Annotated in this window: 20 protein-coding genes; 6 read left to right on the top strand and 14 right to left on the bottom strand. The window is 55.3% G+C overall.

Annotation, left to right across the window (positions count from 1 at the left end):
* Nucleotides 1–3 precede the first annotated feature (3 nt).
* The 5 genes from pqqC to MUG06_RS05580 form a co-directional block, all read right to left on the bottom strand.
* Nucleotides 4–759 (bottom strand): pyrroloquinoline-quinone synthase PqqC, encoded by a 756-nt coding sequence (gene pqqC, locus MUG06_RS05560; RefSeq protein WP_215846860.1) that lies wholly within the window; start codon nt 757–759, stop codon nt 4–6.
* Between the two features lie 3 nt (nt 760–762).
* Nucleotides 763–1,680 carry a pyrroloquinoline quinone biosynthesis protein PqqB gene (pqqB, locus tag MUG06_RS05565; protein WP_243077987.1) on the bottom strand — a complete coding sequence of 306 codons (918 nt, stop codon included), beginning with the start codon at nt 1,678–1,680 and terminating at the stop codon, nt 763–765.
* A gap of 174 nt (nt 1,681–1,854) precedes the next feature.
* Nucleotides 1,855–1,926, bottom strand: a complete 72-nt coding sequence (gene pqqA / locus MUG06_RS05570) for a pyrroloquinoline quinone precursor peptide PqqA (RefSeq protein WP_215848281.1) — start codon at nt 1,924–1,926, stop codon at nt 1,855–1,857.
* Nucleotides 1,927–2,074: 148 nt separating this feature from the next.
* Nucleotides 2,075–3,094, bottom strand: coding sequence for a dipeptidase (locus tag MUG06_RS05575; RefSeq protein ID WP_243077988.1), 1,020 nt, complete (start codon nt 3,092–3,094; stop codon nt 2,075–2,077).
* Nucleotides 3,095–3,183: 89 nt separating this feature from the next.
* Nucleotides 3,184–4,116: an ABC transporter substrate-binding protein gene (locus tag MUG06_RS05580; RefSeq protein WP_243077989.1), complete on the bottom strand. Its 933-nt coding sequence runs from the start codon at nt 4,114–4,116 to the stop codon at nt 3,184–3,186.
* A gap of 190 nt (nt 4,117–4,306) precedes the next feature.
* Between MUG06_RS05580 and leuA the strand changes: the two genes are divergently transcribed.
* Nucleotides 4,307–6,022 carry a 2-isopropylmalate synthase gene (gene leuA, locus MUG06_RS05585; RefSeq protein WP_243077990.1) on the top strand — a complete coding sequence of 572 codons (1,716 nt, stop codon included), beginning with the start codon at nt 4,307–4,309 and terminating at the stop codon, nt 6,020–6,022.
* Here leuA and MUG06_RS05590 read toward each other — a convergent pair.
* Genes MUG06_RS05590 through MUG06_RS05600 form a run of 3 tightly spaced genes read right to left on the bottom strand, consistent with a single transcriptional unit; the run spans nt 5,943 to nt 8,150 of the window.
* The gene (locus MUG06_RS05590; protein ID WP_243077991.1) at nt 5,943–6,725 is read right to left on the bottom strand and encodes a helix-turn-helix transcriptional regulator; all 783 of its coding nucleotides are present in this window, start codon (nt 6,723–6,725) and stop codon (nt 5,943–5,945) included. The two genes, leuA and MUG06_RS05590, sit on opposite strands and share 80 nt — an antisense overlap.
* On the bottom strand, nt 6,726–7,586 hold the full coding sequence (locus MUG06_RS05595) for an NAD(P)-dependent oxidoreductase (protein WP_243077992.1): 861 nt from the start codon (nt 7,584–7,586) through the stop codon (nt 6,726–6,728).
* A 51-nt stretch (nt 7,587–7,637) separates the two neighbouring features.
* Nucleotides 7,638–8,150 carry a GNAT family N-acetyltransferase gene (locus tag MUG06_RS05600; RefSeq protein ID WP_243077993.1) on the bottom strand — a complete coding sequence of 171 codons (513 nt, stop codon included), beginning with the start codon at nt 8,148–8,150 and terminating at the stop codon, nt 7,638–7,640.
* Between the two features lie 224 nt (nt 8,151–8,374).
* On the opposite strand from MUG06_RS05600, the gene pqqU reads away from it, so the two are divergent.
* Nucleotides 8,375–10,504, top strand: a complete 2,130-nt coding sequence (gene pqqU, locus MUG06_RS05605; RefSeq protein ID WP_243077994.1) for a TonB-dependent receptor PqqU — start codon at nt 8,375–8,377, stop codon at nt 10,502–10,504.
* A gap of 119 nt (nt 10,505–10,623) precedes the next feature.
* Here pqqU and MUG06_RS05610 read toward each other — a convergent pair whose 3' ends face one another.
* From MUG06_RS05610 to MUG06_RS05620, 3 genes are all read right to left on the bottom strand, one after another.
* Entirely contained in the window at nt 10,624–11,181 is a 558-nt protein-coding gene (locus MUG06_RS05610) for an isochorismatase family protein (RefSeq protein ID WP_243077995.1), read from the bottom strand.
* Between the two features lie 17 nt (nt 11,182–11,198).
* Nucleotides 11,199–11,624, bottom strand: a complete 426-nt coding sequence (locus tag MUG06_RS05615) for a MarR family transcriptional regulator (protein ID WP_243077996.1) — start codon at nt 11,622–11,624, stop codon at nt 11,199–11,201.
* 81 nt (nt 11,625–11,705) lie between these two features.
* Complete coding sequence (locus MUG06_RS05620; RefSeq protein WP_243077997.1) at nt 11,706–12,251, bottom strand: helix-turn-helix domain-containing protein; 546 nt, start codon at nt 12,249–12,251, stop codon at nt 11,706–11,708.
* Nucleotides 12,252–12,358: 107 nt separating this feature from the next.
* Between MUG06_RS05620 and MUG06_RS05625 the strand changes: the two genes are divergently transcribed.
* The 4 genes from MUG06_RS05625 to MUG06_RS05640 all read left to right on the top strand — a co-directional run bounded on the left by MUG06_RS05625 (nt 12,359) and on the right by MUG06_RS05640 (nt 20,347).
* A complete protein-coding gene (locus MUG06_RS05625; protein WP_243077998.1) occupies nt 12,359–13,528 on the top strand; it encodes a benzoate/H(+) symporter BenE family transporter in 1,170 nt (389 codons plus the stop codon).
* A 161-nt stretch (nt 13,529–13,689) separates the two neighbouring features.
* Nucleotides 13,690–15,009 (top strand): SrfA family protein, encoded by a 1,320-nt coding sequence (locus MUG06_RS05630; protein WP_243077999.1) that lies wholly within the window; start codon nt 13,690–13,692, stop codon nt 15,007–15,009.
* 2 nt (nt 15,010–15,011) lie between these two features.
* Nucleotides 15,012–17,975, top strand: coding sequence for a virulence factor SrfB (locus tag MUG06_RS05635; RefSeq protein ID WP_243078000.1), 2,964 nt, complete (start codon nt 15,012–15,014; stop codon nt 17,973–17,975).
* On the top strand, nt 17,972–20,347 hold the full coding sequence (locus MUG06_RS05640) for a virulence factor SrfC family protein (RefSeq protein ID WP_243078001.1): 2,376 nt from the start codon (nt 17,972–17,974) through the stop codon (nt 20,345–20,347). The genes MUG06_RS05635 and MUG06_RS05640 overlap by 4 nt, the downstream gene beginning before the upstream one ends.
* On the opposite strand, the gene MUG06_RS05645 is transcribed toward MUG06_RS05640, so the two are convergent.
* From MUG06_RS05645 to MUG06_RS05655, 3 genes are all read right to left on the bottom strand, one after another.
* Nucleotides 20,344–20,613: a barstar family protein gene (locus MUG06_RS05645; protein ID WP_243078002.1), complete on the bottom strand. Its 270-nt coding sequence runs from the start codon at nt 20,611–20,613 to the stop codon at nt 20,344–20,346. The genes MUG06_RS05640 and MUG06_RS05645 overlap by 4 nt on opposite strands.
* A gap of 2 nt (nt 20,614–20,615) precedes the next feature.
* Entirely contained in the window at nt 20,616–21,050 is a 435-nt protein-coding gene (locus tag MUG06_RS05650; RefSeq protein ID WP_243078003.1) for a ribonuclease domain-containing protein, read from the bottom strand.
* An 85-nt stretch (nt 21,051–21,135) separates the two neighbouring features.
* Nucleotides 21,136–21,477: a helix-turn-helix domain-containing protein gene (locus MUG06_RS05655; protein WP_215846874.1), complete on the bottom strand. Its 342-nt coding sequence runs from the start codon at nt 21,475–21,477 to the stop codon at nt 21,136–21,138.
* Nucleotides 21,478–21,741: the final 264 nt, after the last annotated feature.

The raw sequence follows: 21,741 nt of genomic DNA on the forward strand, positions 1-21,741 counted from the left end.
CATTTATACCAGTCGAGTGGTGTGCCACGCCGCCTTGTCGGTGACGGTGTGATAAGGCGGACGCTTAAGTTCATAGGCCATGGTCATGGCATCCAGCATCGTCCATAAAATATCGAGCTTAAACTGCAAAATTTCCAGCATGCGGTTCTGTTTTTCTGGTGTGGTGCAGAATTCCAGCGCCAGCGCCAAACCATGCTCAACATCGCGGTTCGCCTGGCCCAGACGGTTGCGGAAGTAGAAATATCCCTCTTCTTTGATCCACGGATAGTGCTGCGGCCAACTGTCGAGGCGCGACTGATGGATCTGCGGAGCAAAGAGTTCCGTTAACGAACTGCATGCCGCTTCTTGCCAGTTGGCGCGACGGGCAAAGTTAACGTAAGCATCGACCGCGAAACGCACGCCGGGCAGCACGTGCTGCTCTGACAGCAGCGCTTCGCGATTCATGCCCACCGCTTCACCCAGACGCAACCAGGCTTCGATGCCGCCCTCTTCGCCGTTGCTGCCGTCGTGGTCAAGAATACGCTGCACCCATTTACGACGCGTGGCCGGGTCCGGGCAGTTCGCCATAATCGCTGCATCTTTCAGCGGAATATTGGTTTGATAATAGAAGCGGTTTGCTACCCATCCCTGAATTTGCTCGCGCGTCGCCTGACCGTTGTGCATGGCGATATGGTAAGGATGATGGATATGGTAATAGGCGCCTTTGTCGCGCAGCGCCTGCTCAAAAGCCTGTGGCGACAGCGTTTCAGTGATCTGCATGATTTAGTCCTGAAGGTGGATCGCCATCCCGTCCCAGCTCACCTCAATGCCCTGTTGCGTCAGGAACTGTCGTTGGGGTGATTGCTCATTAAGGATCGGGTTGGTGTTGTTAATGTGAATAAGAATTTTGCGTTTGGCCGGTAATGACGCCAGCAGCGCCATCAAACCTTGCTCTTCTGCCAGCGCCAGATGCCCCATCGCTTTGCCGGTGTTTTTACCCACACCCGTGGCCAGCAGTTCATCATCTTGCCAGACGGTGCCGTCGATCAGCAGGCAATCGGCCTGTTTTAACCACGGCAAAATTACGTCATCAGGTTCACCGAGGCCCGGCGCATACAGCAGGGTTTGACCATTGGTGCGGTTTTTAATGAACAGCGCCACGTTATGACCCGGCAACGGGCGATCGCGGTACGGCGAATAAGGCGGCGCGTTGCTTAAAATAGGGATAGCCGTGAATTGCAGGTCGGGACACACATCCACGCTAAAGGTGTTCAGCGGCGCAATGGGACGATGCTGCAAGCCGCCGTTCCAGTGTTTCAGCATGGTGAAAATCGGAAAACCGCTGGTGAGATCGTTATGCACTTCTGGCGTACACCATACCTGATGCGGGCAGCCTTCTCGCAGGCTCAGCAAGCCGGTAGTGTGGTCGATTTGGCTGTCTGTAAGGATGATGCCGCCAATATTCGTGCCGCGCAGAACGCCCTTTTTAGTTAATTCTGGGGTGTGGAGGATCTGCTGGCTGATATCTGGCGAGGCGTTACACAGCACCCAGTCTTCGCCATTATCACTCAGGATGATTGAGGATTGGGTACGTGGTTGGGCCTGAATAGTGCCATTACGCACGCCGTGACAATTGGCACAGTTGCAGTTCCACTGAGGAAATCCGCCACCGGCGGCCGATCCGAGGACTTTAATAAACATGAAGGAAAACCACGTGTTGAAATAATATCCTGAATAATTCACGTTGCATGCGGGCGGTAACGGCCTTTTCCCAAGCGCTGACTCACGTCAATGACCGGGAGCGCGTTCAGCCAATGCATCTGCAGCTTGAAGTATGACGGATAAAAATGCCCGCACGAGTGGCGGGCATAAACATTAACGGTTGGAGATGTACAGCGTCACTTCCAGACCTAAACGCAAATCAACAAATGCTGGTTTTTTCCACATAATTCTCTTCCTCATAAAGTAATGAACAGATGATTATCTGTCTGAAACAGTTGCGGCAGGGACTCAAATGCGATCCCCATCACAATTTTGCCGACAGATGTTGCGCCAATGCTGCGACGAGATCAACCCGCAAGACGTAAGGAAATTGTTATCGCTGCCAGGTCGCGTGTAAAACGCGCTGCCAGTTTCCCCACGCCAGCTTTTCTAACAATGCCTGATCATAGCCTGCATCGCGCAGAGTGGCGAACAGCTTGGGTAATCCACTGACATCGCCTAACGCATCGGGCGTGGATATGCCGTCAAAATCGGACCCCAACGCCACATGATCGCTGCCCATTGTCCTTAGCAAATGATCACAATGCTTAACAATTTCTGCCAAAGGGGTGTCGCTGTCACGTTTACCGTCTGGCCGTAAGAAGGCGTTACCAAAGTTGATCCCGACAACACCGCCGCTGTCGCGAATCGCGCCCAACTGCGCATCGGTTAGATTACGCGGCTGAGCGCACAACGCATGAGTGTTGGAATGGCTGGCGACGAGCGGAGCGGTAGAGATCCGCGCGGTGTCCCAGAACGCTTTTTCATTCATGTGCGATACATCAATCATCATCCGCAGCGCATTCGCCTGCTGGATCAACGTTTCGCCTGCCACCGTCAACCCCGGCCCGGTATCGGGTGACGCGGGAAAACTGCCGCTAACGCCCGTACCAAAACGGTTAGGCAAGTTCCAGAACGGCCCTATACTGCGCACGCCTGCTGCGTAGAATGCCGCCAGCAATTCACCTTCGCCATCCAGCGCATCTGCGCCTTCGATATGTGCCACCATCGCCAGCACGCCTTGTTCGCGGCACTGTGCAATCTCAGTTGCGGTGCGGCAAATTTTGGCTCGCCCGCCAGAGGCATCGGCAATCTGCTGCAAAATATCGAGCTGCTGCCACATGATCTCCAGCGGCTGATAAGGATGATCTGCCTGCTGCGGCACCATTTTAGCGATGTAGTTTTGCGGCGGGATGAAGATAGCGAACAGGCCACCACCAAAACCGCCCTGCTGCATACGTGGAAAGTCGAGATGACCGCGCTCAATGCCGTCAAAGAAGGCCGCAGCAGGTGCTTCGCGATGGTGAAGCCACAGATTAAGGAGTAAGTCGTTATGACCGTCGAAAGTCAGCATAGAGGATTCAGGATTGTAAAACATCGCGCCATGCTACGCGTGCGCTGCGGGTTAGCCAAACCGCAGCGCACGTATTGCTTTAAGGTCGGCTAGCCGGTTTGCGCCACGCTCAAACCGTGGTAAAAGGTCGGTTTCACATCTAATTTTTTCTTAATTAACCCATATTTCGTATAAAAATCAGCGGTTTCTTGCTGTTGTTGGACAGTGGCATCGTCGATGGCCTGCCAGTGCGACTGGCGGCGCGAAAACGATTTTTCTGCGGCTTCAGCCGGAAAACCAATAATTTTCGCCAACGTTTGCGAATAAGCTTTCACATTTTTATTCGCCCAGCGATCGGCAGCAGCCAGGCGATTAACGTAATCCTGCAATGCCGCCTGCTTTTCGGGATCCGCCAGCGCCGCATCGGTCGCTGCTAAAAAGCTGTTGCCCGTTGATAAGCCTTTGCCGTTTATCAATACGCGCCCGCTGTGTGTCACTTCGGCTAACGCCGTATAAGGATCCCAGGTTGACCAGGCATCAACCGAATGACTCTCCAGCGCGATGCGCGCATCGGAAGGTGTCAAAAAGCGCCATGTCACCTCTTTGTCGCTGATCCCCGCTTGTTCAAGCGCTTTCAGGGCAAGGAAATGACCGATAGAGCCACGTCCGGTAGCGATGCTTTTACCTTTAAGCTCGGCGGCATTTTTAATCGGAGAATCGGGACGCACCAGCAGTGCCAGGCCGACCGGTACTGATTTGCTAACCGCCACCGCTTTGACCTGCGAGCCCGCTGCCACCGAAAACAGCAGCGGTGCATCGCCAATAATCCCGGCGTCAACGGCTCCGGCATTCAAGGCTTCGGCCAGTGGCGCGGCAGCAGGAAACTCTGCCCATTCGATCTTGTAAGCCAGATTTTGCAGCTGATTCGCCGCTTCCATTTCGGCATGCATATTCCCTTTTTGATCGGCAATGCGCAGCGTCACCGCCTGCGCTGATGGGGTGCCCGCCAGCAATACACTGAGGACAATTACCTGTTTTTTCATTATTGATTCTCATCGTGCAAAAGAGCTTCAGCCTAAACTGCGACGAGAATTTCAGCGATGCCGATTCCTCATGAGGTTTGCCATTTACGGTATATGCGATTGTCACTTTTGCGCGATGGGTTGTCAGTTTTGCGGGCGATTCAGACACGGCGTTCGGTCCAGACTAAAGGCACTTAATGAGGAGAATACGATGCTGACCCAACCCGAGAGTAAATATCGCCCGCAGCCGGTTATCGCTCTGCCCGATCGCCAATGGCCTTCACGCCGTTTGACGCACGCCCCGCGCTGGCTTTCAACCGATCTGCGCGATGGCAATCAAGCGCTGGCAGAGCCGATGGACCGCGCACGTAAGCTGCAATTTTGGGATCTGCTGCTGCGCTGTGGCTTTAAGGAGATCGAGGTCGCGTTTCCCTCAGCATCGCAAACCGATTTTGAGTTTGTCCGTGACTTAATTGAACAGGCGCGTGTGCCTGCCGACGTTACCTTGCAGGTATTAACCCAGGCACGCCAGGATCTGATTGAACGCACCTTTGCTGCGTTGCAGGATGCGCCGCGCGCCATTATTCATATGTATAACGCCACCGCGCCGCTGTTCCGCGAGCGGGTTTTCAAGCAGAGCAAAGCGGAGATCATTGCGCTGGCTACCGCAGGCGCGCGTCAAATTCGAACCGGCTGCGAAGCGCAACCCGCAACCGACTGGACCTTTGAGTATTCACCCGAGACCTTCTGTTTTACCGAGCCAGAATTTGCACTGGAAATTTGTGAAGCCGTTGCGGAAATATGGCAGCCGTGCGCAGAACGTCCGATGATCATCAACCTGCCGGCGACCGTTGAAGTGAACACGCCGAATGTCTACGCCGATCAGATTGAATATTTCTGCCGTCACTTCAGTCGCCGTCAGGATGTCTGTATCAGCGTGCATCCGCATAACGATCGCGGTACCGGCGTAGCTTGCGCCGAATTGGCTCTGCTGGCGGGTGCAGATCGGGTTGAAGGCTGCTTGTTCGGTAACGGCGAGCGCACCGGTAACGTCGATTTGATTACGCTGGCGTTGAATCTCTACACGCAAGGCATTGCGCCACAGCTCGATTTCAGCCAGATGAATGAGGTGATTGAAGTGGTGACCGCCTGCAATCAGCTGCCAGTGCATCCGCGTCATCCTTACGCCGGTGAACTGGTATTTACCGCTTTCTCCGGCTCGCATCAGGATGCGATCAAAAAAGGGTTCGCCATCCGCAGACAAAACGCCGAGACCGTTTGGCAAATGCCTTATCTGCCGCTGGATCCAGCCGATATAGGTTGCAGTTATGAAGCGGTGATTCGGGTGAATAGCCAATCGGGCAAAAGCGGTGCGGCCTGGTTGCTGGAGCAGAATCACGGTTTGCAGTTACCGCGCGCCTTGCAGCAGGATTTCAGTGGATGCGTACAGCGTGAAACCGATCGCCACGGCAAAGAGATGACGCAACATGCTATCTGGCAGCTCTTTTGTCGCCAGTATGGCGTGGAGCAGCCAACGCTGCGCCTGTTGAATGCAGAAAGCCAAAGCGATGCGGGCGCGCAAACGCAGCTTAACGCTAACGCAGCGCAGGATGGCAAAGCCTTGCGCTTATGCGGCAGCGGTAACGGTTTGCTGTCGGCAGCGGTGAATGCGCTGCGTCAATCACTCGGGCTGGCGCTGACCATTGAGGATTATCATGAGCACACGCTAGGCAAACGCAGTGACAGCCGATCGGTGGCTTACGTCAGCTGCCTGAACATGGCGGGAGAGCGTGCATGGGGCGTGAGCATCGATAACGATACCTCGCGCGCCTCGCTGCAGGCGCTGTTTAACGCGGCAAGTCGCTTTCTGACACCGGAAAATAATCTGCAGGCGACATGCCAAGCAGACGACGAAACATCGCGCTGAAGGCGCTTGGGCTTTCATAGCCGAGATCCAGCGCCACGCGTAACACCGATTCGCCCTGCGCCAGCTGTGTCAGGGCGATGGCCAGACGCGCACGTCGCACCCAGTCACTGAAATGCAACCCGGTTTCACGGATAAAATAGCGCGCCAGTGTGCGGCTCGACACATTGAGCTGTTCACTGGCACGCTCCAGCGTCCAGCTTTCGCCAGGACGTTGTTGAATAAGATCGCAGAGCATTTTCAAACGGTGCGTTTGCGGCGATGGCAGTTCAAACGGCAATACATCCATGCCACGAATTTCATCCAGCAGCAGTTCATAGATGCGTTCCGTGCGACTGCCCGGCGTATAAGCTTCAGGCAAAGTTATCGCGCTGATAATCAGTTCACGCAGCAGCGGTGAAATCTGAACCACCTGACAGCTGGCAGGCAAATCCGCTCGCGCCAGGGGATCAACAAACAGCGTCCGCGCCGCCACCGAACCGGTGATATGCAGCGCGTGCCGCGTATAGGCAGGAAGCCAGACACCACGGCTAGGCGGCACAACCCAACTTCCCTGCTCCGTTTCCACTCGCACCACGCCGCTCAGCGTATGAATCAACTGTGCGCAAGTATGGTGATGCCAGGGTTCGCTGGCACCGTGTGCATAGTCATGCGCCAACGGCACCAGCGGGCGCGTAGCAAAATTAAATGCCAGCGTGGTGCTCATTTAGGCCTTTAAATACTTATAGATGACGGCCAGATCCTGCTCACCGTAGCCCGCATCCACCGCTTGTTGCCAGACATCAGCGATATTTTCTAACGCAGGCAGGTTGCTGTCGGCAGCGTCCAGCGCCAGACGCGCATCTTTTAATGCCCAGATCAGATGCATTTGCGGGGTGTAATCGTCGCTGGCAATCATGCCCAGCTTCATTTTGGCGTAAGGCGCAGCCAGCGGGCCGCCCTCCAGCACTTTCCACAGGTCGTCGGTGGAAAAACCAAACTGTTCAGCCAGTCGGGTACTCTCCGCCAGACTCTGCATCAAGCCAATCAGCCAGCTGTTGACCACTAATTTCATCCGCGAGCTTTTTCCCGCTTCGCCCAGCCACTGCGTCCCTTTCCCAATAGCAGCAAAGACCGTTTCAGCCGCCCCAGCGCGCGATTGATCGCCGCTGGCCATCACCAAAATTTGGGCATTCTCGGCAGGTGCTTTGGTCCCCGAAACCGGTGCATCAATGAAAAGGATGTCATCGCGCACATCGGCGAAGAAAGCGATCAGCGCATCCGTTTTTTCAACGCCGATGGTGCCCATCTGACAAATTGTTGCCCCCTGCTTCAGCGCATATTTTAAGGAGTGCAAGACCTCTTCGGTGGTGTCGCCGTCGGATAACATGGTGATCACTACGTCGACCAGCTTAACCGCATCAGATGCCGTGTCAGCTAATTTAAGCCCTGCATCGACTAAATCCTCGCCGCGTGCGCGGGTGCGGTTCCAGCCATGAACGGTAAAGCCTTTTTTCAGCAGGTTAGCGGCAAACGCGTGGCCCATTGCGCCCAATCCCAATACCGCCACTTCAGGTTTCTGACTCATGCTGATTCCCTCTTAAGGTTAAATTTGGCGAACCTGTGCAACAGAACAGATTCAGGATAAATCGAGACTTAAAATCTGTACCCGGCTTTGCTGTGTGGGGCTGCGAAACAGCACTTCGTGGGTTTGCATCATACCCTGACGCGTATAAAAGCGACGTGCCGCACTATTCTGTTCGAGCACTTCCAACCACAGCAGCGGCTGACGTAATTCACGCCCTTTGGCGCAAATTTCATTAAATACACGCTGCCCCACGCCTTGCCCGGTGATGTCTGGCAGCAGATAAAACTTATGCAGGCACAGTCCGCTGAGTTCGCTGCCTGGCCGCCGCTGATCGGTGCCAATTTGCACCACGCCACAGGGCGAATCCTGCATCAGTAAATACCACTGACTGCCGCTGCCATGCAGGCTACGACGCAAGCTGGCGGGTGAAAAGACGCTGTCGATGAAGTCATCGCACTCTTTGGCGTTATGCCATAACGCCGCAAAATGGTGGCGATAGCTGGTTTCGCCAATCTGGCTCAGCAGCGCAATCTCTGACTCGCTGGCGCGGTACAGCAGTTCCATGCCGGTTTCCTTGCGTATAGCCCTGAAAAGCAAAACATTCAGACTGGCGGCAATCGATCAAAAAATCCAGCCTAAATACGTAACAGCATTGAACATTTTCAGCCATAGGTTTTCGCTAAGCAGCGCTTTATCATTTACGCTTTTAAAAGATGCAACAAAACCCTTAACATATGCACACAATGTTCCAGCTGGTTCATTCCTCTTTTTTTGTAGGCTTCTAATAAATGAAAATAGCGTTACTTCGTCAGGCGCACCTTCCGCTGTTGATGCTGCCTGCGGTGTTCCCTCTGCCGTTACTGGCTGCGGATGAGAGCAGTAATACTCTGGTTGTCAGTGCGGCTCCAGGACCTTCAGGGCTTTCTGAACTGGATACGCCCGCCGCCGTCAGCGTGGTGACAGGTGATGACATGCGTCAGGCCGCACCTCGCGTTAACTTGTCAGAAAATTTAACCAGCGTGCCGGGTTTGCAGATCCAAAACAGGCAAAACTATGCGCAAGATTTACAGTTGTCGGTGCGCGGATTTGGTTCACGTTCGACGTACGGCGTGCGCGGAATACGTATCTATGTGGATGGCATCCCCGCCACCATGCCAGATGGTCAGGGTCAAACCTCAAACATTGATATTGGATCGATTGATCACGTAGAAGTGCTGCGCGGGCCATTTTCAGCGTTGTATGGCAACGCGTCTGGCGGCGTGATTAACGTTGATACCCAAACCGGTCAGCAACCCACCACGCTTGAAGCGGGAACCTGGTACGGCAGCTACGGCAGCTGGCGCAACAGCGTGAAAGCCAGCGGCGCAACCGGCGATGGCACGCACGCAGGCGACGTAAATTACACCGTTTCAGCCTCACGCTTTACCACTCACGGATACCGCGATCACAGCTCGGCACAGAAAAACCTTGGCAACGCCAAACTGGGTGTGCGCATTGATGATGTCAGCACGTTGACGCTGCTGTTCAACAGCGTGCACATTGATGCGCAAGATCCGGGCGGATTAACGCCCGATCAGTGGCGCGATAATCCGCGTCAGGTGGTGAGCAACGTGTCGCTGTATGACACGCGTAAAACGGTGGATCAGACGCAAGGCGGGCTGCACTATCAGCGTCAGATGAGTGAAAACGACGATCTCAGCATCATGATGTATGCGGGCATGCGGGAAACCACACAATTCCAGTCTATTCCTGCCAGCGTTCAGAGCAATCCTGCTCATCCCGGCGGCGTGATTTCGCTAACGCGTCATTATCAAGGTGTTGATACACGCTGGACGCACCGCGACGCGCTGTTCTCAATTCCCGTGACGCTAACCGGCGGCCTCGATTATGAAACCATGACCGAGCGGCGCAAAGGCTTCGAAAACTACACTATCAACAACGGCGTTTATGATTACGGTAGCCAGGGCAATTTGCGTCGTAATGAACGCAACCTGATGTGGAACCTTGATCCTTATCTGCAAACGACGTGGCAATTCACTAACCAGCTCTCGCTGGACGCTGGTGTGCGCTTCAGTACCGTTAATTTCGACTCTAACGACAACTACGTCACCGCAGGTAATGGCGATGACAGCGGCGATGCGCGTTACCACAAATGGCTGCCTGCGGCGTCGTTGAAATATGCGTTTGACGACAGCTGGAATGCCTATCTTTCTGCGGGCCGCGGCTTTGAAACGCCCACCATCAACGAACTTTCTTATCGCTCGGATGGTCAGTCGGGGCTGAACCTTGGCCTGAAACCAGCCACCAGCGACACCCTCGAGTTAGGCACCAAGAAGCGTATCGGCAATGGCTTGATTACCGCCGCCGTGTTCCAGACGGATACGCAGGATGAGATTGTGGCAGACACCAGCAGCGGCGGGCGCACCACCTATAAAAATGCCGGGGAAACCCGTCGTCGCGGATTGGAATTGGGCCTGGATCAGCAGTTCGCTTACGACTGGCGTGTGAAGATGGCTTACACCCTACTGGATGCACGCTATCGCACCAACGCCTGTGGCGATGAGAGCTGCGACGGTAATCGCATTCCCGGCATTGCGCGTAATATGGCCTACGCCGGTCTGGAATACGCGCCAGAGCAAGGCTTCTATGCAGGTGCTGAGATGCGTTACATGAGCAATATTGCCGCTGACGATGAAGGGGATGTGAAAGCGCCGTCTTATACCGTCACGTCAATAAACAGTGGCTACAAATGGCTGGTGCAAAACTGGACGCTGGATCTGTTTGGCCGTGCCGATAACCTGTTTGATCGTCACTATGTCGGTTCGGTGATCGTCAATGAAAGCAACGGTCGTTATTTCGAATCTGCACCGGGCCGTAATTACAGCGTCGGCCTGAATGTCAGTTACGCGTTTCAGTAAAAATCTTCAGTGAACATGCCTCGACATACGGATTATGCGAGGCACAAATTCTGCGAAGTTGTCAAAAGTTTCCAGGGAATGAGTGTGCTGCTCAATCCCTGGAACAATCCCTCTACTGATTACAAGGCGCTGACCTGCGCCAGCACATCCTGAGTACTGCCCGTTTCACCCAGACGTGGGAAGATCAGTTTTACGCTATTGGTATGGGTATCTGCATTGAGATCGGTCATGGCATCCACCGCCAACGTGACGTTGTAACCTAACTCATACGCCTGACGCGCCGTTGACTCCACACCAATGCTGGTGGCAATGCCGCAAATCACAACCTGCGTCACGCCACGCTTTTGCAGCTCTTCATGCAGCGGCGTGTTGTTGAATGCGCCCCAGCTGTGTTTGGTGATGGTGATATCTTCCTGCTGCGGCGTCATTTCCGGGACCAGCGTGGCCCAATCAGCCGGGAGCTCACCGCTGTGACCGCCTTGCTCGTTGCGGCCTGGCGCACCGCCCGCCACGTTTACCAAAACCACCGGCAAATCTTTGGCGTGAAACGCATCTTTAAGCTGCGCGCACAGGTCAATGATCGGTTGTGGTTCATGTACCACCGGCAATGCGACGATGCCATGCTGCAGGTCGATAACGATCAGCGCGGTTTTTGCATCAAGTGTGGTTACAGCCATGTTGAGTCCTCTCAGGATTAATTGTCAGCGAGTCGTTGCAGTAAGGGAATAGCAAGCAGTAGCTGCTGCTGCTCAGCGGCTGAAAACCGGGTTTCAATACTCTTAATCAGCCAGTCATCACGTAAAGCGCGATTGGCGGCGATCAGTTCCCGGCAGGCTTGTGTCGGTGTGTAGCGTGTTTTACGGCCATCTTGCGCATCCGGTTCGCCCTGTACCATTCCTGCTGACTGCAAGCTGGCGACGGTGGCACCCATAGATTGCGTACGCACCCCTTCTGCTGTAGCCAGTTCGGTAATGGTCATCGCGCCGTCCCGCACCAAATGTCCAAGAACCAGTATCTGCGACCAGCTCAGCTCGCCCGGCGGGGCTGATTCGCGTAATCGGCGACCTAGCTTACCTATTACGCTGCGCAGTTCCGCTGCGGAGACATCCCTATTGCTCATTGCCTGCTCCTTACTGTGAACGCATCACTCTACAAATACGAAGGTAAACTGTGTAGTTTACCTTCGTATCAAATTGTAAAATCAGGCGCGGGCTAAATAGTGAATCAGACTATGAAAACGCAGCGTCACTTTCAGCGGATTGCGGTAGCTGTGCGCCACATCGGCGGCAAACTGAAAGGCTTCTCCCGCCTGTAACCGCCGCCAAATACCCTCCAGGCTCAATAATAGTTCCCCTTCCAGCACCACTACCTGCTCAATCACGCCCGTTTCGTGCGCCGAAGAATCGCTTTGTGCGCCGGGAGCGAGTTCAACCGCGAGCAGATCAAAACGAAGTTTAGCGTCGTAAGGCAGCAGTGGCCGCACAATCATCTGTGAATTGGGTTGGCTGAATGACGCTGTTTCGCCCTCTTGCAGCGTGCTGTCATGAATAAAGAAAGAAAAAGGAACGTTAAATCCGGTAGCAATTTTCCATAAGGTCGCCACCGTTGGGCTGGATTCGCCGCGTTCAATTTGGCCCAGCATCGCTTTGCTGACGCCCGTTCGCTCCGACGCTAAAGTCAGGCTCCAGCCATTGGCTTGTCTGAGCTGCTTCAGCGCATCACTGAGATGTTGATGCCAATTTTCCATACGTTCTCCTGCTTACAGGCTCCTGCTTGCTGAACGGCAGTGTACCACTTGTGCGTTATAGCGCATCATGCGAGGATGTGCGCTATAACGCACAAAGGATCTCAGCCATGTTCCGCGCCACTTCTGGTTTTACGTTACCGATGGTCGTTTCAGGTTTTGTCGCCGTGCTGGTGGGATACAGCAGCACCGGCGCGATTATTTATCAGGTCGCGCAAGCGGCGGGTGCCAGCCCAATGCAGATTGGTGGTTGGCTTTCGATGATTGGCATCGCCATGGGTATCGCTTCTCTGGGCCTTTCCCTGCTTTACCGCATGCCGATTCTCGCGGCCTGGTCGACACCGGGCGCGGCGCTGCTCGCCAGCAGTTTTCACGGCATTTCCATCAACGACGCGGTGGGCGTTTTTGTCTTTGCCAACGTGCTGATTGTGCTGTGCGGCGTGACGGGATTGTTCGCCAGGCTGATGAACTACATTCCACAATCGCTGGCTTCCGCGATGCTGGCGGGCATTTTATTGCGCTTTGGCCTGCAAACATTCGCCGACTTGCACACTGATTTCACCCTGTGCGGCAGCATGTGCCTGGCCTGGTTACTGGCGCGCCGCTGGCTGGCGCGTTACGCCATTTTGGTCACGCTGATGGTGGGCGTTGCGGTCGCCATGGCCCAAGGCGCGATCCATTTTCCTTCGCATTCGCCTGGCTTTGTTTTGCCCGATGCGGTCATGCCGCACTTTACGTTGACCACGCTGATTGGCATAGGTCTGCCCTATTTTCTGGTCACGATGGCGTCGCAAAATGCGCCCGGTATCGCCACATTGCAGGCGCACGGCTATACCCCGCCGGTATCCGCGCTAATGAGCTGGACGGGATTGATCGCCTTGATCATGTCGCCATTTGGCGGGTTTTCGGTGTGCGTGGCAGCCATCACAGCGGCGATCTGCATGGGCGAAGAGGTTGACCCCAATCCACGTCGCCGCTGGTTAGCCTCAGCCATTGCCGGCCTGTTTTACCTGCTGGCGGGTTTTTCGGGTGCGTTGATTGGCGTGCTGTTCAGCGCATTGCCGGCGGTGCTGATTCAGGCGCTGGCGGGTCTGGCGCTGTTGGCAACGCTCGGCGGCAGCTTGCAGCGCGCGCTGGAGCACTCTAGCGAGCGTGATAGCGCGTTGATCACCTTTCTGATTACCGCATCGGGCGTGTCGCTACTGGGCATCGGCGCCGCTTTTTGGGGGCTGGTCGGCGGCGTGGCAGCGCATCTGCTGTTGAGCAAAAAATCGGTTTGATCGTCCTGCGCGCTGCTGTTTTTTCCGGCAGCGCGTGAAAAAAACACGCATTTATCCCCTTTATCTGCCGTTTGATTTGCCATTGCCCCGCGTAAAATTACCGTAATCGCCGATAACTCGCGATTTTCTGCCTCAGACAACGACCGATAAGGGCCCAACAGGTGGCAAAAACTTTTCTGCGCAGCGGTAATCTTGATGCGGTGCTGGCCTTAGGTGAAAACGGCCAGCCGGTCTACGCCTCTGCACTGCAAATTCGTGAAACCCTGCGCCTGCGCCGTCAAAGCGCGCTAGCAAACTGCCTTGCTATTCCCCAAGCCAACGAGCGCGGCGATCGCCTCGACTGGTATGCGCCCTTTTCCGGCAAGGTAAAATCCTGGCTGGGTGCCAGCGATCACGAACGCCGCCAAGCGCTGCAGCAGCTTACTGCTTATCAGCAGGATATGAACGATCTCAGTGTACGCGCGCGCGCAGCGGAAAATCCTGCCATGCGCCTGTTTGGCGCGCTGTTAAGCAAGACCTTGCAGTTTCCCGATCAGCAATACGTTTATCTGGTGGATGGCAAACCGGTTATCACCTTTTGGGGCTTCGTTGATGCTCAGGAACGCAGTCGCGATGACGCGCTGGCCTGTTTGCGTGACAGCCTGGAAGTGACCTTACCAAAATTAGTGATCGACCCGCAGCCCGAGCCAGTTGTCGCACCGGTTATCGAACCCATTATTGAAAATGTCGCGCCAGAACCGGTTGTCGAGTCGGTTGAACCTGAGCCGGTTATGGCACCTGAGCCAGCACCAGCAGCACGCCGTGCCGGTTTCCGTGTCTGGTATTTGTTGCCGCCTGTCGCGATTGCCGCTGCGGTAGCCATGGCAGTGGTGCTACACACTTCACAGCCTGATACGCCAGCGACGGCTGAGCGTAAACCCGCCGCGCCAGCCCAGCCCGTCACAGCAAGTGTGAGTAAACCGCCTGCGGTACTGGTTTCTGCCGAAAAATTAGCGAATACGCTGCCGCAAACCCCAGCAAGCGTGGTTGCATCGGTTGCCACTGAAAGCGCTGCGCCGTCTGCTACCCTTTCCAGTGTGGTGACGCCTGCGGTGCCAGCAAAACCGGACGATCTGGTGGTGACACCCGATGCAGTACGTGATGGTTTGGTGCGCGTGATTGATGGTCGCTGGCGCGTCACTATTGAGCAGATCAAAACGCCGACCGGTAAGCAGCCCGAGATGCGCTTTCAGTTCAACAACGGCAAAGGCAGTGTGCAGATTGCACAAGGCAACACCCGCTGCAAAGCTGACGTCAGCGCCGCCATGACCAGCGCCGGTAATCTGGTGATTGAAAGTCGTTATACCGCAAGATGCAGCGATAACTCTCGCTACCGCATGCCGCTTTTGGTGTGCCATGCCAACATTGGCGCGGCAGTTTGCGAAGCGCAATATGGCAATGACAACGTATTCCCAATGACGATTAAGCGTGAGAGTAAATAAACATGTTGGCTCCCCTGATCGATGACAAACAAAAAATTACGCTGATTGAAGACAGCGGCGTGCAGTTTCTCGACTTCGGCTTGCAGTTTTCAGCCACCCAGGCGCGCCGCCAGTTTGTACGCCAGACCGCTAATGGCCCGCTGCTGCGCCTGAACGTTGACGGGAATGGCGGTAAATTCTTGCTTTATCCTGAAGATGGCGGCGCACCGGAAGTGGTGCGTCCTGAATCTGACATTGCGCTGGCTGATTCGCTGTCGCTGCTCGCCGCCTGCTGGTTGCCGCTGCCGATGTTGCGCTGCGCCAGTGGACGCCGTTTTATTGGTGGACCCGAAAACTGGGCGCGCATGCGTCTGGTCGCGCTGGATAAACCGGATGCTGCAGGCAATACCCATCGCGTTAGCCTGGCTTTTGACACCCGCTGCGTCGCCAATGACGAGGGTGGTGAGCAGTTGGGCCTCTCTCCCGCAGACGCACAAAACGGCGTGACCTTTGCGCTGGCCTGGCACAATTACGAGCTGGGTGAGTTTCTTGACAACACTTGGGTTGACGGTTGGCTGCGTGAAGCCTTTACCGATCGCGTGCAGGATCGTCGTGAACAAGCGATCAATCAGGCGCTGCGCGAATTTGAATATCAGGCGCACTACCTGAATTTGCTGGAGCTGCTCGGTGAGCAACTCACTCTCAGCGATATCCATATTCAGGCCGCTTCACTGCAAACGCCCGCTGTGAACGTCGATATCATTCTTGATGTCGGGAATTCGCATACCTGCGGCATTCTGGTTGAAGATCATCCCGAAGAAACTAACGGTTTAAAACAAACCTACGAACTGCAACTGCGCGATCTGTCACAGCCGCATCAGGTTTATAACGAGCTGTTCGACAGCCGCCTGGAGTTCGCCGAAGCGCGTTTCGGCAAGGCCAGTTTCTCGCTGGAAAGCGGGCGCGAATCTGCGTTTATGTGGCCGTCACTCACCCGTGTCGGTCGCGAAGCGAGCCGTCTTGCGCTGCAACGCGCCGGGCTGGAAGGCAGCACCGGTTTATCCAGTCCACGCCGCTATTTGTGGGATGAAGCACGCTATCAGCCAGGCTGGCGTTTCAACCAGCAAGGGTTGCAAGTGGAACCGCTGGCCTGCGCCGCCCCTTTCACTACGCTGGTTAATGATGAAGGCCAGCCGCTGCATGCGCTGCCGATTGACGATCGCTTGCCGGTATTCTCTGCCCATTACAGCCGCAGTTCGCTGATGACCTTTATGCTGTGCGAACTGTTAGCGCAAGCCATGATGCAAATGAACAGCGCCGCACAGCGTCAACGCATGCCACAAAGCCATGCCCCGCGCCAGTTACGTCATGTGATTCTGACGCTGCCTTCGGCGATGCCAAAACCGGAGCGTGAAATTTTCCGTCGCCGTATGCAGGAAGCGATTGCGCTGGTGTGGAAAGCGGAAGGCTGGCACGACGCTGATGCTGACTTTACGCCAGAAAGCCAGGCACAAAGCCGCAAGCCGGTACCCGACGTGCAGATGGAGTGGGATGAAGCCACCTGCGGCCAGATGGTGTGGCTGTTTAATGAAACTCAGGTCAATTTTGCTGGTCGCGCCGAAGATTTCTTCAGCAGCATGGCGCGTCCCGATCGCCCGCGTGAAACCGATGAGTTGCCCGGCAAAAGCCTGCGCATCGCCTCCATCGATATTGGCGGCGGCACCACCGATTTAGCCATTACCCAATATCGCCTTGATGATGGTCAGGGCAACAACGTTAAGATCACGCCGCGTCTGCTGTTCCGCGAAGGATTTAAAGTGGCGGGCGACGATATTCTGCTGGATGTGATTCAGCTGTGGATCCTGCCTGCCCTGCAAAATGGCCTGCAAAAAGCGGGACTGACGCTGGCTGAGCCGCTGATCAACAAGCTGTTTGGTCATGACAGCCGCATGGATGGGCAAGCTACGCTGCGCCAACAGGCCACGCTGCAACTGTTTATTCCTCTGGCGCAGGCCGTGTTAGAGCGTTACGAAAACTGGGATCCGCTGGAGAGTCACGCTGAGATTAATGCGCTGTTTGGCGAGCTGGTTGAACAGCGTCCGAGCGATGCCGTTCTCTCGTTTGTGAACGGTGAAATTCAGCGCGAACTGGGTGGCAACAGCCGCTTTGATCTGCTTGATGTGCCGCTGGTGGTGAGCATGGCGCAGCTGCACGCCGAGTTTATGCAGCACCGCATGGCGATTATTCCTGCGCTGCGTTCAATGTGTGAAGTGGTGTCGCTGTATCAATGCGATGTGTTGCTGCTAACCGGTCGGCCGTCGCGTTTCCCGGGTATTCAGGCGCTGGTACGCCACTTACAGCCGCTGCCGGGCAGCCGTATTTTGTCGCTGGAAGGCTATCACACCAGCGACTGGTATCCGTTTAACAAACTGGGCCGCATCGATAACCCAAAATCCACCGCGGCCGTGGGTGCCATGCTCTGCTTGCTGGCGCTGGATCTGCGTCTTAGCAGCTTCTGGTTCCGCGCGGGCGATTTCGAACCTTACTCCACCATTCGGTATCTGGGCATGCTGGATGAAAACCAGGCGCTGACCGATGAGAATCTTTGCTACAGCGAGATCGATCTCGATGACAGTAGTTTCGCGCTGGATCGTAAAAGCAGCTTCCGCATTCGCGGTAACGTCTGCCTTGGCTTCCGTCAGCTGGATAACGATCGCTGGCCTGCTTCACCGCTGTATAGCCTGACGCTGAATGATGCCGCGCTGGCGCGTAAAGTCGCCGGTGAAAGCGTATTGCGCGTGAAGTTAGCGGTTAAGCCTGGCCCGGATGCGCAAGGCCCGGAAAATCTGGTGCTGAGTGATGCGCGTCTTGACGACGGCACGCGGGTGCCGCTCGATCAGTTGAGCCTCAAACTGAATACGCTTTCAGCGACCGGCAACGCCAATGCGCAATATTGGATCGACAGCGGGAGCGTGTGTAAACGATGAAATCTTTAAAAACGCGCCAGCCGCAGACGCTGGCAAAACGTCTTAGCCTGTTGCAGGACGCCCTGAATGCCAGCCTTGACTGGATTGATACTACCCGTGCGCAGTCGCCGCGTCTGGCGCTGGAAGCGGAAACGCTGACACGACAACTGCGACAGGCGCGCGTGCAAACCCATGCATTGGCCCAACAGGTTGCGCGTCCAGTAACGCTGGCGCTGTTTGGTCAATCTCAGGCGGGTAAAGCCTGGCTGTTGAGCGAGATGGTCGCCGATGCCCAAGGTCAATTGGTGACGCGTCTGAGCGACAAATCGCTGAACTACTTTCAACACATCAATCCCGATAACCTTGATTATGCGACCGCCACGCGTTTCAGCCACCAGCGCGAACCGCTGTCGGGTGAATGGCCAGTGGAATTAACGCTGCTGAGCGAAGCGGAAATTTTACGTCTGGCGATTGCCTGCGGTGGCGGCGTAACGCAACCTAATATTGCGCAGATTGACAGCGTGATGCAGCGCCTGCAGCGTCATCGCCTGACCACGCCCCTGGCTGGGCTGGAAAGTGATGCGCTAGTGACATTGTGGTCATGGTGTCGCCGCCATCATTTTTATGATGCCTTGCTGGATCGTCATTTCTGGCCGCAGGCGGTAGAACTGGCGCCGTGGCTCAGCGTGGATGACCGTGTACAGCTCTTTTCTTTGCTGTGGCCAGCTGAACCGCAACTGAATGAGTGGCTACGCGGCCTGCTGCATTTGCGTCATCAACTACGCAACAGCAGTCGCGTGCTGGCCCCGCTGAGCCTGCTGACGGACGAGGCTTCACTGCCAGCCGAACAGTTGATCGTCCCGGCCAGCGAGCAGGATCAGCAACGACTCATTGATGTTTGCCCATTAAATGGCAATCGCATCGGCAAACCGCAGAGCGTAACGCTGGGTCAACTGGCGCTGCTGACGCTGGAAGTGCTGATTCCGCTGAGTTCTACGCCGCGTACCGCGCTCTACGATGATGCCGATATGCTGGAGTTGCCTGCGCCAGGCGTGCCGGCTGACCGCGCTTCGGCGGAAGAGCTTCAGCGTTTACAGCAGCAAGATCCGCTGCGGGCGCGCCTGCTGGAACAGAAACGCGCCCTGCTGCCCGGCTTTTACGCCACGCGTCAGAGTATCGATCTGTTACTGGTCTGCACTGCGGCCAGCCAGCGTCAGGATGCGGATATCGCCAGCAAGGCGCTACGCGAATGGCAGCGTCATCAGCCGGTGAATGAAAGTGGCGAAAAGCCGCGTCTGATTTGGGCCATCACGCCTTATGACGCGCGCCATCAACAGATGAATGTAGATGAAGCGGTTCAGCGACAGATTGGTCAGCCGGGACAACGCTGGGGCTCGATGCTGGCGCTGGATCGCGCAGGTGTTGATCGCATGGCGGCCTGGTTGCAAGAAGAAATGCAGCCGGAAGCGCGCCGTGAATTGCTGGTGACGCAGTTGGCGCAGATTCAACACACCGTGGTTGAGCGTCGTTTACAACCCTGGACCGAGGCAGAAGCCAGCCCAGAACAGGCAGCGCGTAAACAGAATATCGCCGATATTTTGTTGAAATGTTTGCAGCACCGCACCGGTTTGCACGGTGAATTGCTGGAGCGCTTGCAGCCGCCGCGTGAAGCGTTGCGTCAATTGTGGCTGAATCAATCTGCTGCGCCTAACGCCACCAGCCTGACGCCGCTCAATGCGGCTGAAAATCAGTTTGGTATTGGCTTTGAGTTTGATCTGTTCAGCAATGCAGAAGTCGAGCAGGCACCCGTGCAGCAGAGCAAAGCCAGCCAAAACACCCAGCAGTTTCCGCATCAGGTGTTCAGTTTATGGCTCGATCATTTACGTCAACTGCCGGAAAATCGCAGCCTGCTGGCGTTACTGAATATCGATAAAGCCACCATGGAATGGCTGGTAGAAGAGTTGATCACCGCGAGTTTCCGCGCTGAGATGACGCAGAAATTGCAGCAGGCGCTGCATGAATCCGATGCGCATACCGTGACGCATGAGTCGCGTGCCGATCGTCAAGTGACGCGCGCGATGACAGTGTTAGGGGATTTTGTTGCCTGGCTCGGCTTTTTGCAGCGACCCGAATCGGAGCGTCCAGCGAGTCGCGTGAATCGGGGGCAATCGATCTTCTCTCGCCCGCCTGCGCCCAGCGTTAGCTTCGGTGCCGGACAGCGTTTAACCCGTCTTTCGGTCGCGCCCGCCAATCATACCGCTTACTACATTTATGATTGGTTAGTGGGACTCAATACGGTGATCATTGAGAACAACGGTTACACCGGCGGCGGTGATTTACCCGTTGCCGCACGTGACGCGTTGATTGCATTGCTGAAACCGCTGCGCGCTTAATCGACGATCAGGCGCAGCTCGCCTTCCAGCGACTGCGCCGCTTCTTCCAGCAGCGCCAACACCGGCGCGAACGTATCATGGTGATGACGCTTATCGACATGGCGTAAATGAATCTCCGCTGGCAACGCCATCCCGCCCGTCAACCAATCCCACAACGCATCCAGATTATTGCCAAACGGAAACGGGCAATGGCTTTGCTGCGCCAACTGATCATAAAACGCATCACGATCCGCCAACTGACGAAAATCAAAGCTCAGAATCAGCATGATTATGGCACCTGTTTGAAGCTGCGATAGTGATCGGTTGAGAGATAAACTAACCCATCTGAAGAGTAGACCAGGCGATCCGCTTCGCGGTGCCCACAACGATAATTTACGTCCGCTTCATACCACTGGCGGTTCTGCCGTTGCGGCAGGCGCTTTTCACGGTTCGAGAATCGGTCTCCACCAATCGCTTTTCCTGGCAAAACATCGCACAGATCGCCTTTGCTGGGATTCCAGCCGCGACGACGCGCTTCACTTTTGGTCAGATAATAGTCAGGTAATTGCTGGTTTTGCAGGATATAACGGGCAACGGTGCGCACATCAGTGAGCGCAGTGATATCACTGGCAGCAGGTGCAGAAGAAGAGGGTAAATAAGGTTTGAGGCCAACCCAACAGGCGGCAAGGACCAAGAAAAGTCCAATCCAGAGTTTTTTCGACATAATGGCATCCGTGACAGCAGGATGCGGATCATAACAGTTTTAACGGCCAGAAACAGCGCGGGCCAGACAAGCTGGCCCCAGCGGCTTAGGCAGCGTGCGAATGCGCGCTATCACGTCGCCATGCTCCCGGTGCAACACCGTATTGACGTTTAAAACTGCGATTAAATGACTGCTGCGAATCGAAACCTAAAGAAATTGCGACGTTGAGAATCGGTTCGTTGGTGCTGGTCAGGCGATCTGCCGACTTCTTGAGTTTTTTCACCCGGATATATTCGCCCAGCGGATAACCGGTGTGCTCTTTAAACATACGCTGCAGATGCCACTTGGAATAACCTGCGCGCTCAGAAACCGTGTCCAAATCCAGACGTGCTTCAATGTTGTTATCAATCCAGTCGATTAGATCGTGAATAAAGGCATCGCTCATCATTCTATGTTCTCCCGTCGCGTTGACGAATGGTATCAGTATCAATTGCAGTTACACTTAAAGGGTGACTGACTATGCCAGTTAATGCAAGTTTTATTAGTACATTAAATGCCGCACAGCTTATAGGGTTTTTCTAACGCGATTCACACCTCAATAGGGCGCCTACCAAACCGCACATAAAGTGTATCAGATATTCTTGCAGTTGCGAGTTGCACAAGCCTACACTCCTCGTAATTAATTGCAATCGTCAAAGTTGCAAATATTGGC

The organism is Pantoea sp. MQR6 (genome assembly GCF_022761075.1).
GTDB classification, from domain to species: domain Bacteria; phylum Pseudomonadota; class Gammaproteobacteria; order Enterobacterales; family Enterobacteriaceae; genus Pantoea; species Pantoea phytostimulans.

Excerpts from the sequence above, each read along its gene's own strand:
- pqqC (WP_215846860.1), bottom strand. The coding sequence starts at position 759 with ATGCAGATCACTGAAACGCTGTCGCCACAGGCTTTTGAGCAGGCGCTG.
- pqqB (WP_243077987.1), bottom strand. The coding sequence starts at position 1,680 with ATGTTTATTAAAGTCCTCGGATCGGCCGCCGGTGGCGGATTTCCTCAG.
- MUG06_RS05575 (WP_243077988.1), bottom strand. The coding sequence starts at position 3,094 with ATGCTGACTTTCGACGGTCATAACGACTTACTCCTTAATCTGTGGCTT.
- MUG06_RS05580 (WP_243077989.1), bottom strand. The coding sequence starts at position 4,116 with ATGAAAAAACAGGTAATTGTCCTCAGTGTATTGCTGGCGGGCACCCCA.
- leuA (WP_243077990.1), top strand. The coding sequence starts at position 4,307 with ATGCTGACCCAACCCGAGAGTAAATATCGCCCGCAGCCGGTTATCGCT.
- MUG06_RS05590 (WP_243077991.1), bottom strand. The coding sequence starts at position 6,725 with ATGAGCACCACGCTGGCATTTAATTTTGCTACGCGCCCGCTGGTGCCG.
- MUG06_RS05595 (WP_243077992.1), bottom strand. The coding sequence starts at position 7,586 with ATGAGTCAGAAACCTGAAGTGGCGGTATTGGGATTGGGCGCAATGGGC.
- MUG06_RS05600 (WP_243077993.1), bottom strand. The coding sequence starts at position 8,150 with ATGGAACTGCTGTACCGCGCCAGCGAGTCAGAGATTGCGCTGCTGAGC.
- pqqU (WP_243077994.1), top strand. The coding sequence starts at position 8,375 with ATGAAAATAGCGTTACTTCGTCAGGCGCACCTTCCGCTGTTGATGCTG.
- MUG06_RS05610 (WP_243077995.1), bottom strand. The coding sequence starts at position 11,181 with ATGGCTGTAACCACACTTGATGCAAAAACCGCGCTGATCGTTATCGAC.
- MUG06_RS05615 (WP_243077996.1), bottom strand. The coding sequence starts at position 11,624 with ATGAGCAATAGGGATGTCTCCGCAGCGGAACTGCGCAGCGTAATAGGT.
- MUG06_RS05620 (WP_243077997.1), bottom strand. The coding sequence starts at position 12,251 with ATGGAAAATTGGCATCAACATCTCAGTGATGCGCTGAAGCAGCTCAGA.
- MUG06_RS05625 (WP_243077998.1), top strand. The coding sequence starts at position 12,359 with ATGTTCCGCGCCACTTCTGGTTTTACGTTACCGATGGTCGTTTCAGGT.
- MUG06_RS05635 (WP_243078000.1), top strand. The coding sequence starts at position 15,012 with ATGTTGGCTCCCCTGATCGATGACAAACAAAAAATTACGCTGATTGAA.
- MUG06_RS05640 (WP_243078001.1), top strand. The coding sequence starts at position 17,972 with ATGAAATCTTTAAAAACGCGCCAGCCGCAGACGCTGGCAAAACGTCTT.
- MUG06_RS05645 (WP_243078002.1), bottom strand. The coding sequence starts at position 20,613 with ATGCTGATTCTGAGCTTTGATTTTCGTCAGTTGGCGGATCGTGATGCG.
- MUG06_RS05650 (WP_243078003.1), bottom strand. The coding sequence starts at position 21,050 with ATGTCGAAAAAACTCTGGATTGGACTTTTCTTGGTCCTTGCCGCCTGT.
- MUG06_RS05655 (WP_215846874.1), bottom strand. The coding sequence starts at position 21,477 with ATGATGAGCGATGCCTTTATTCACGATCTAATCGACTGGATTGATAAC.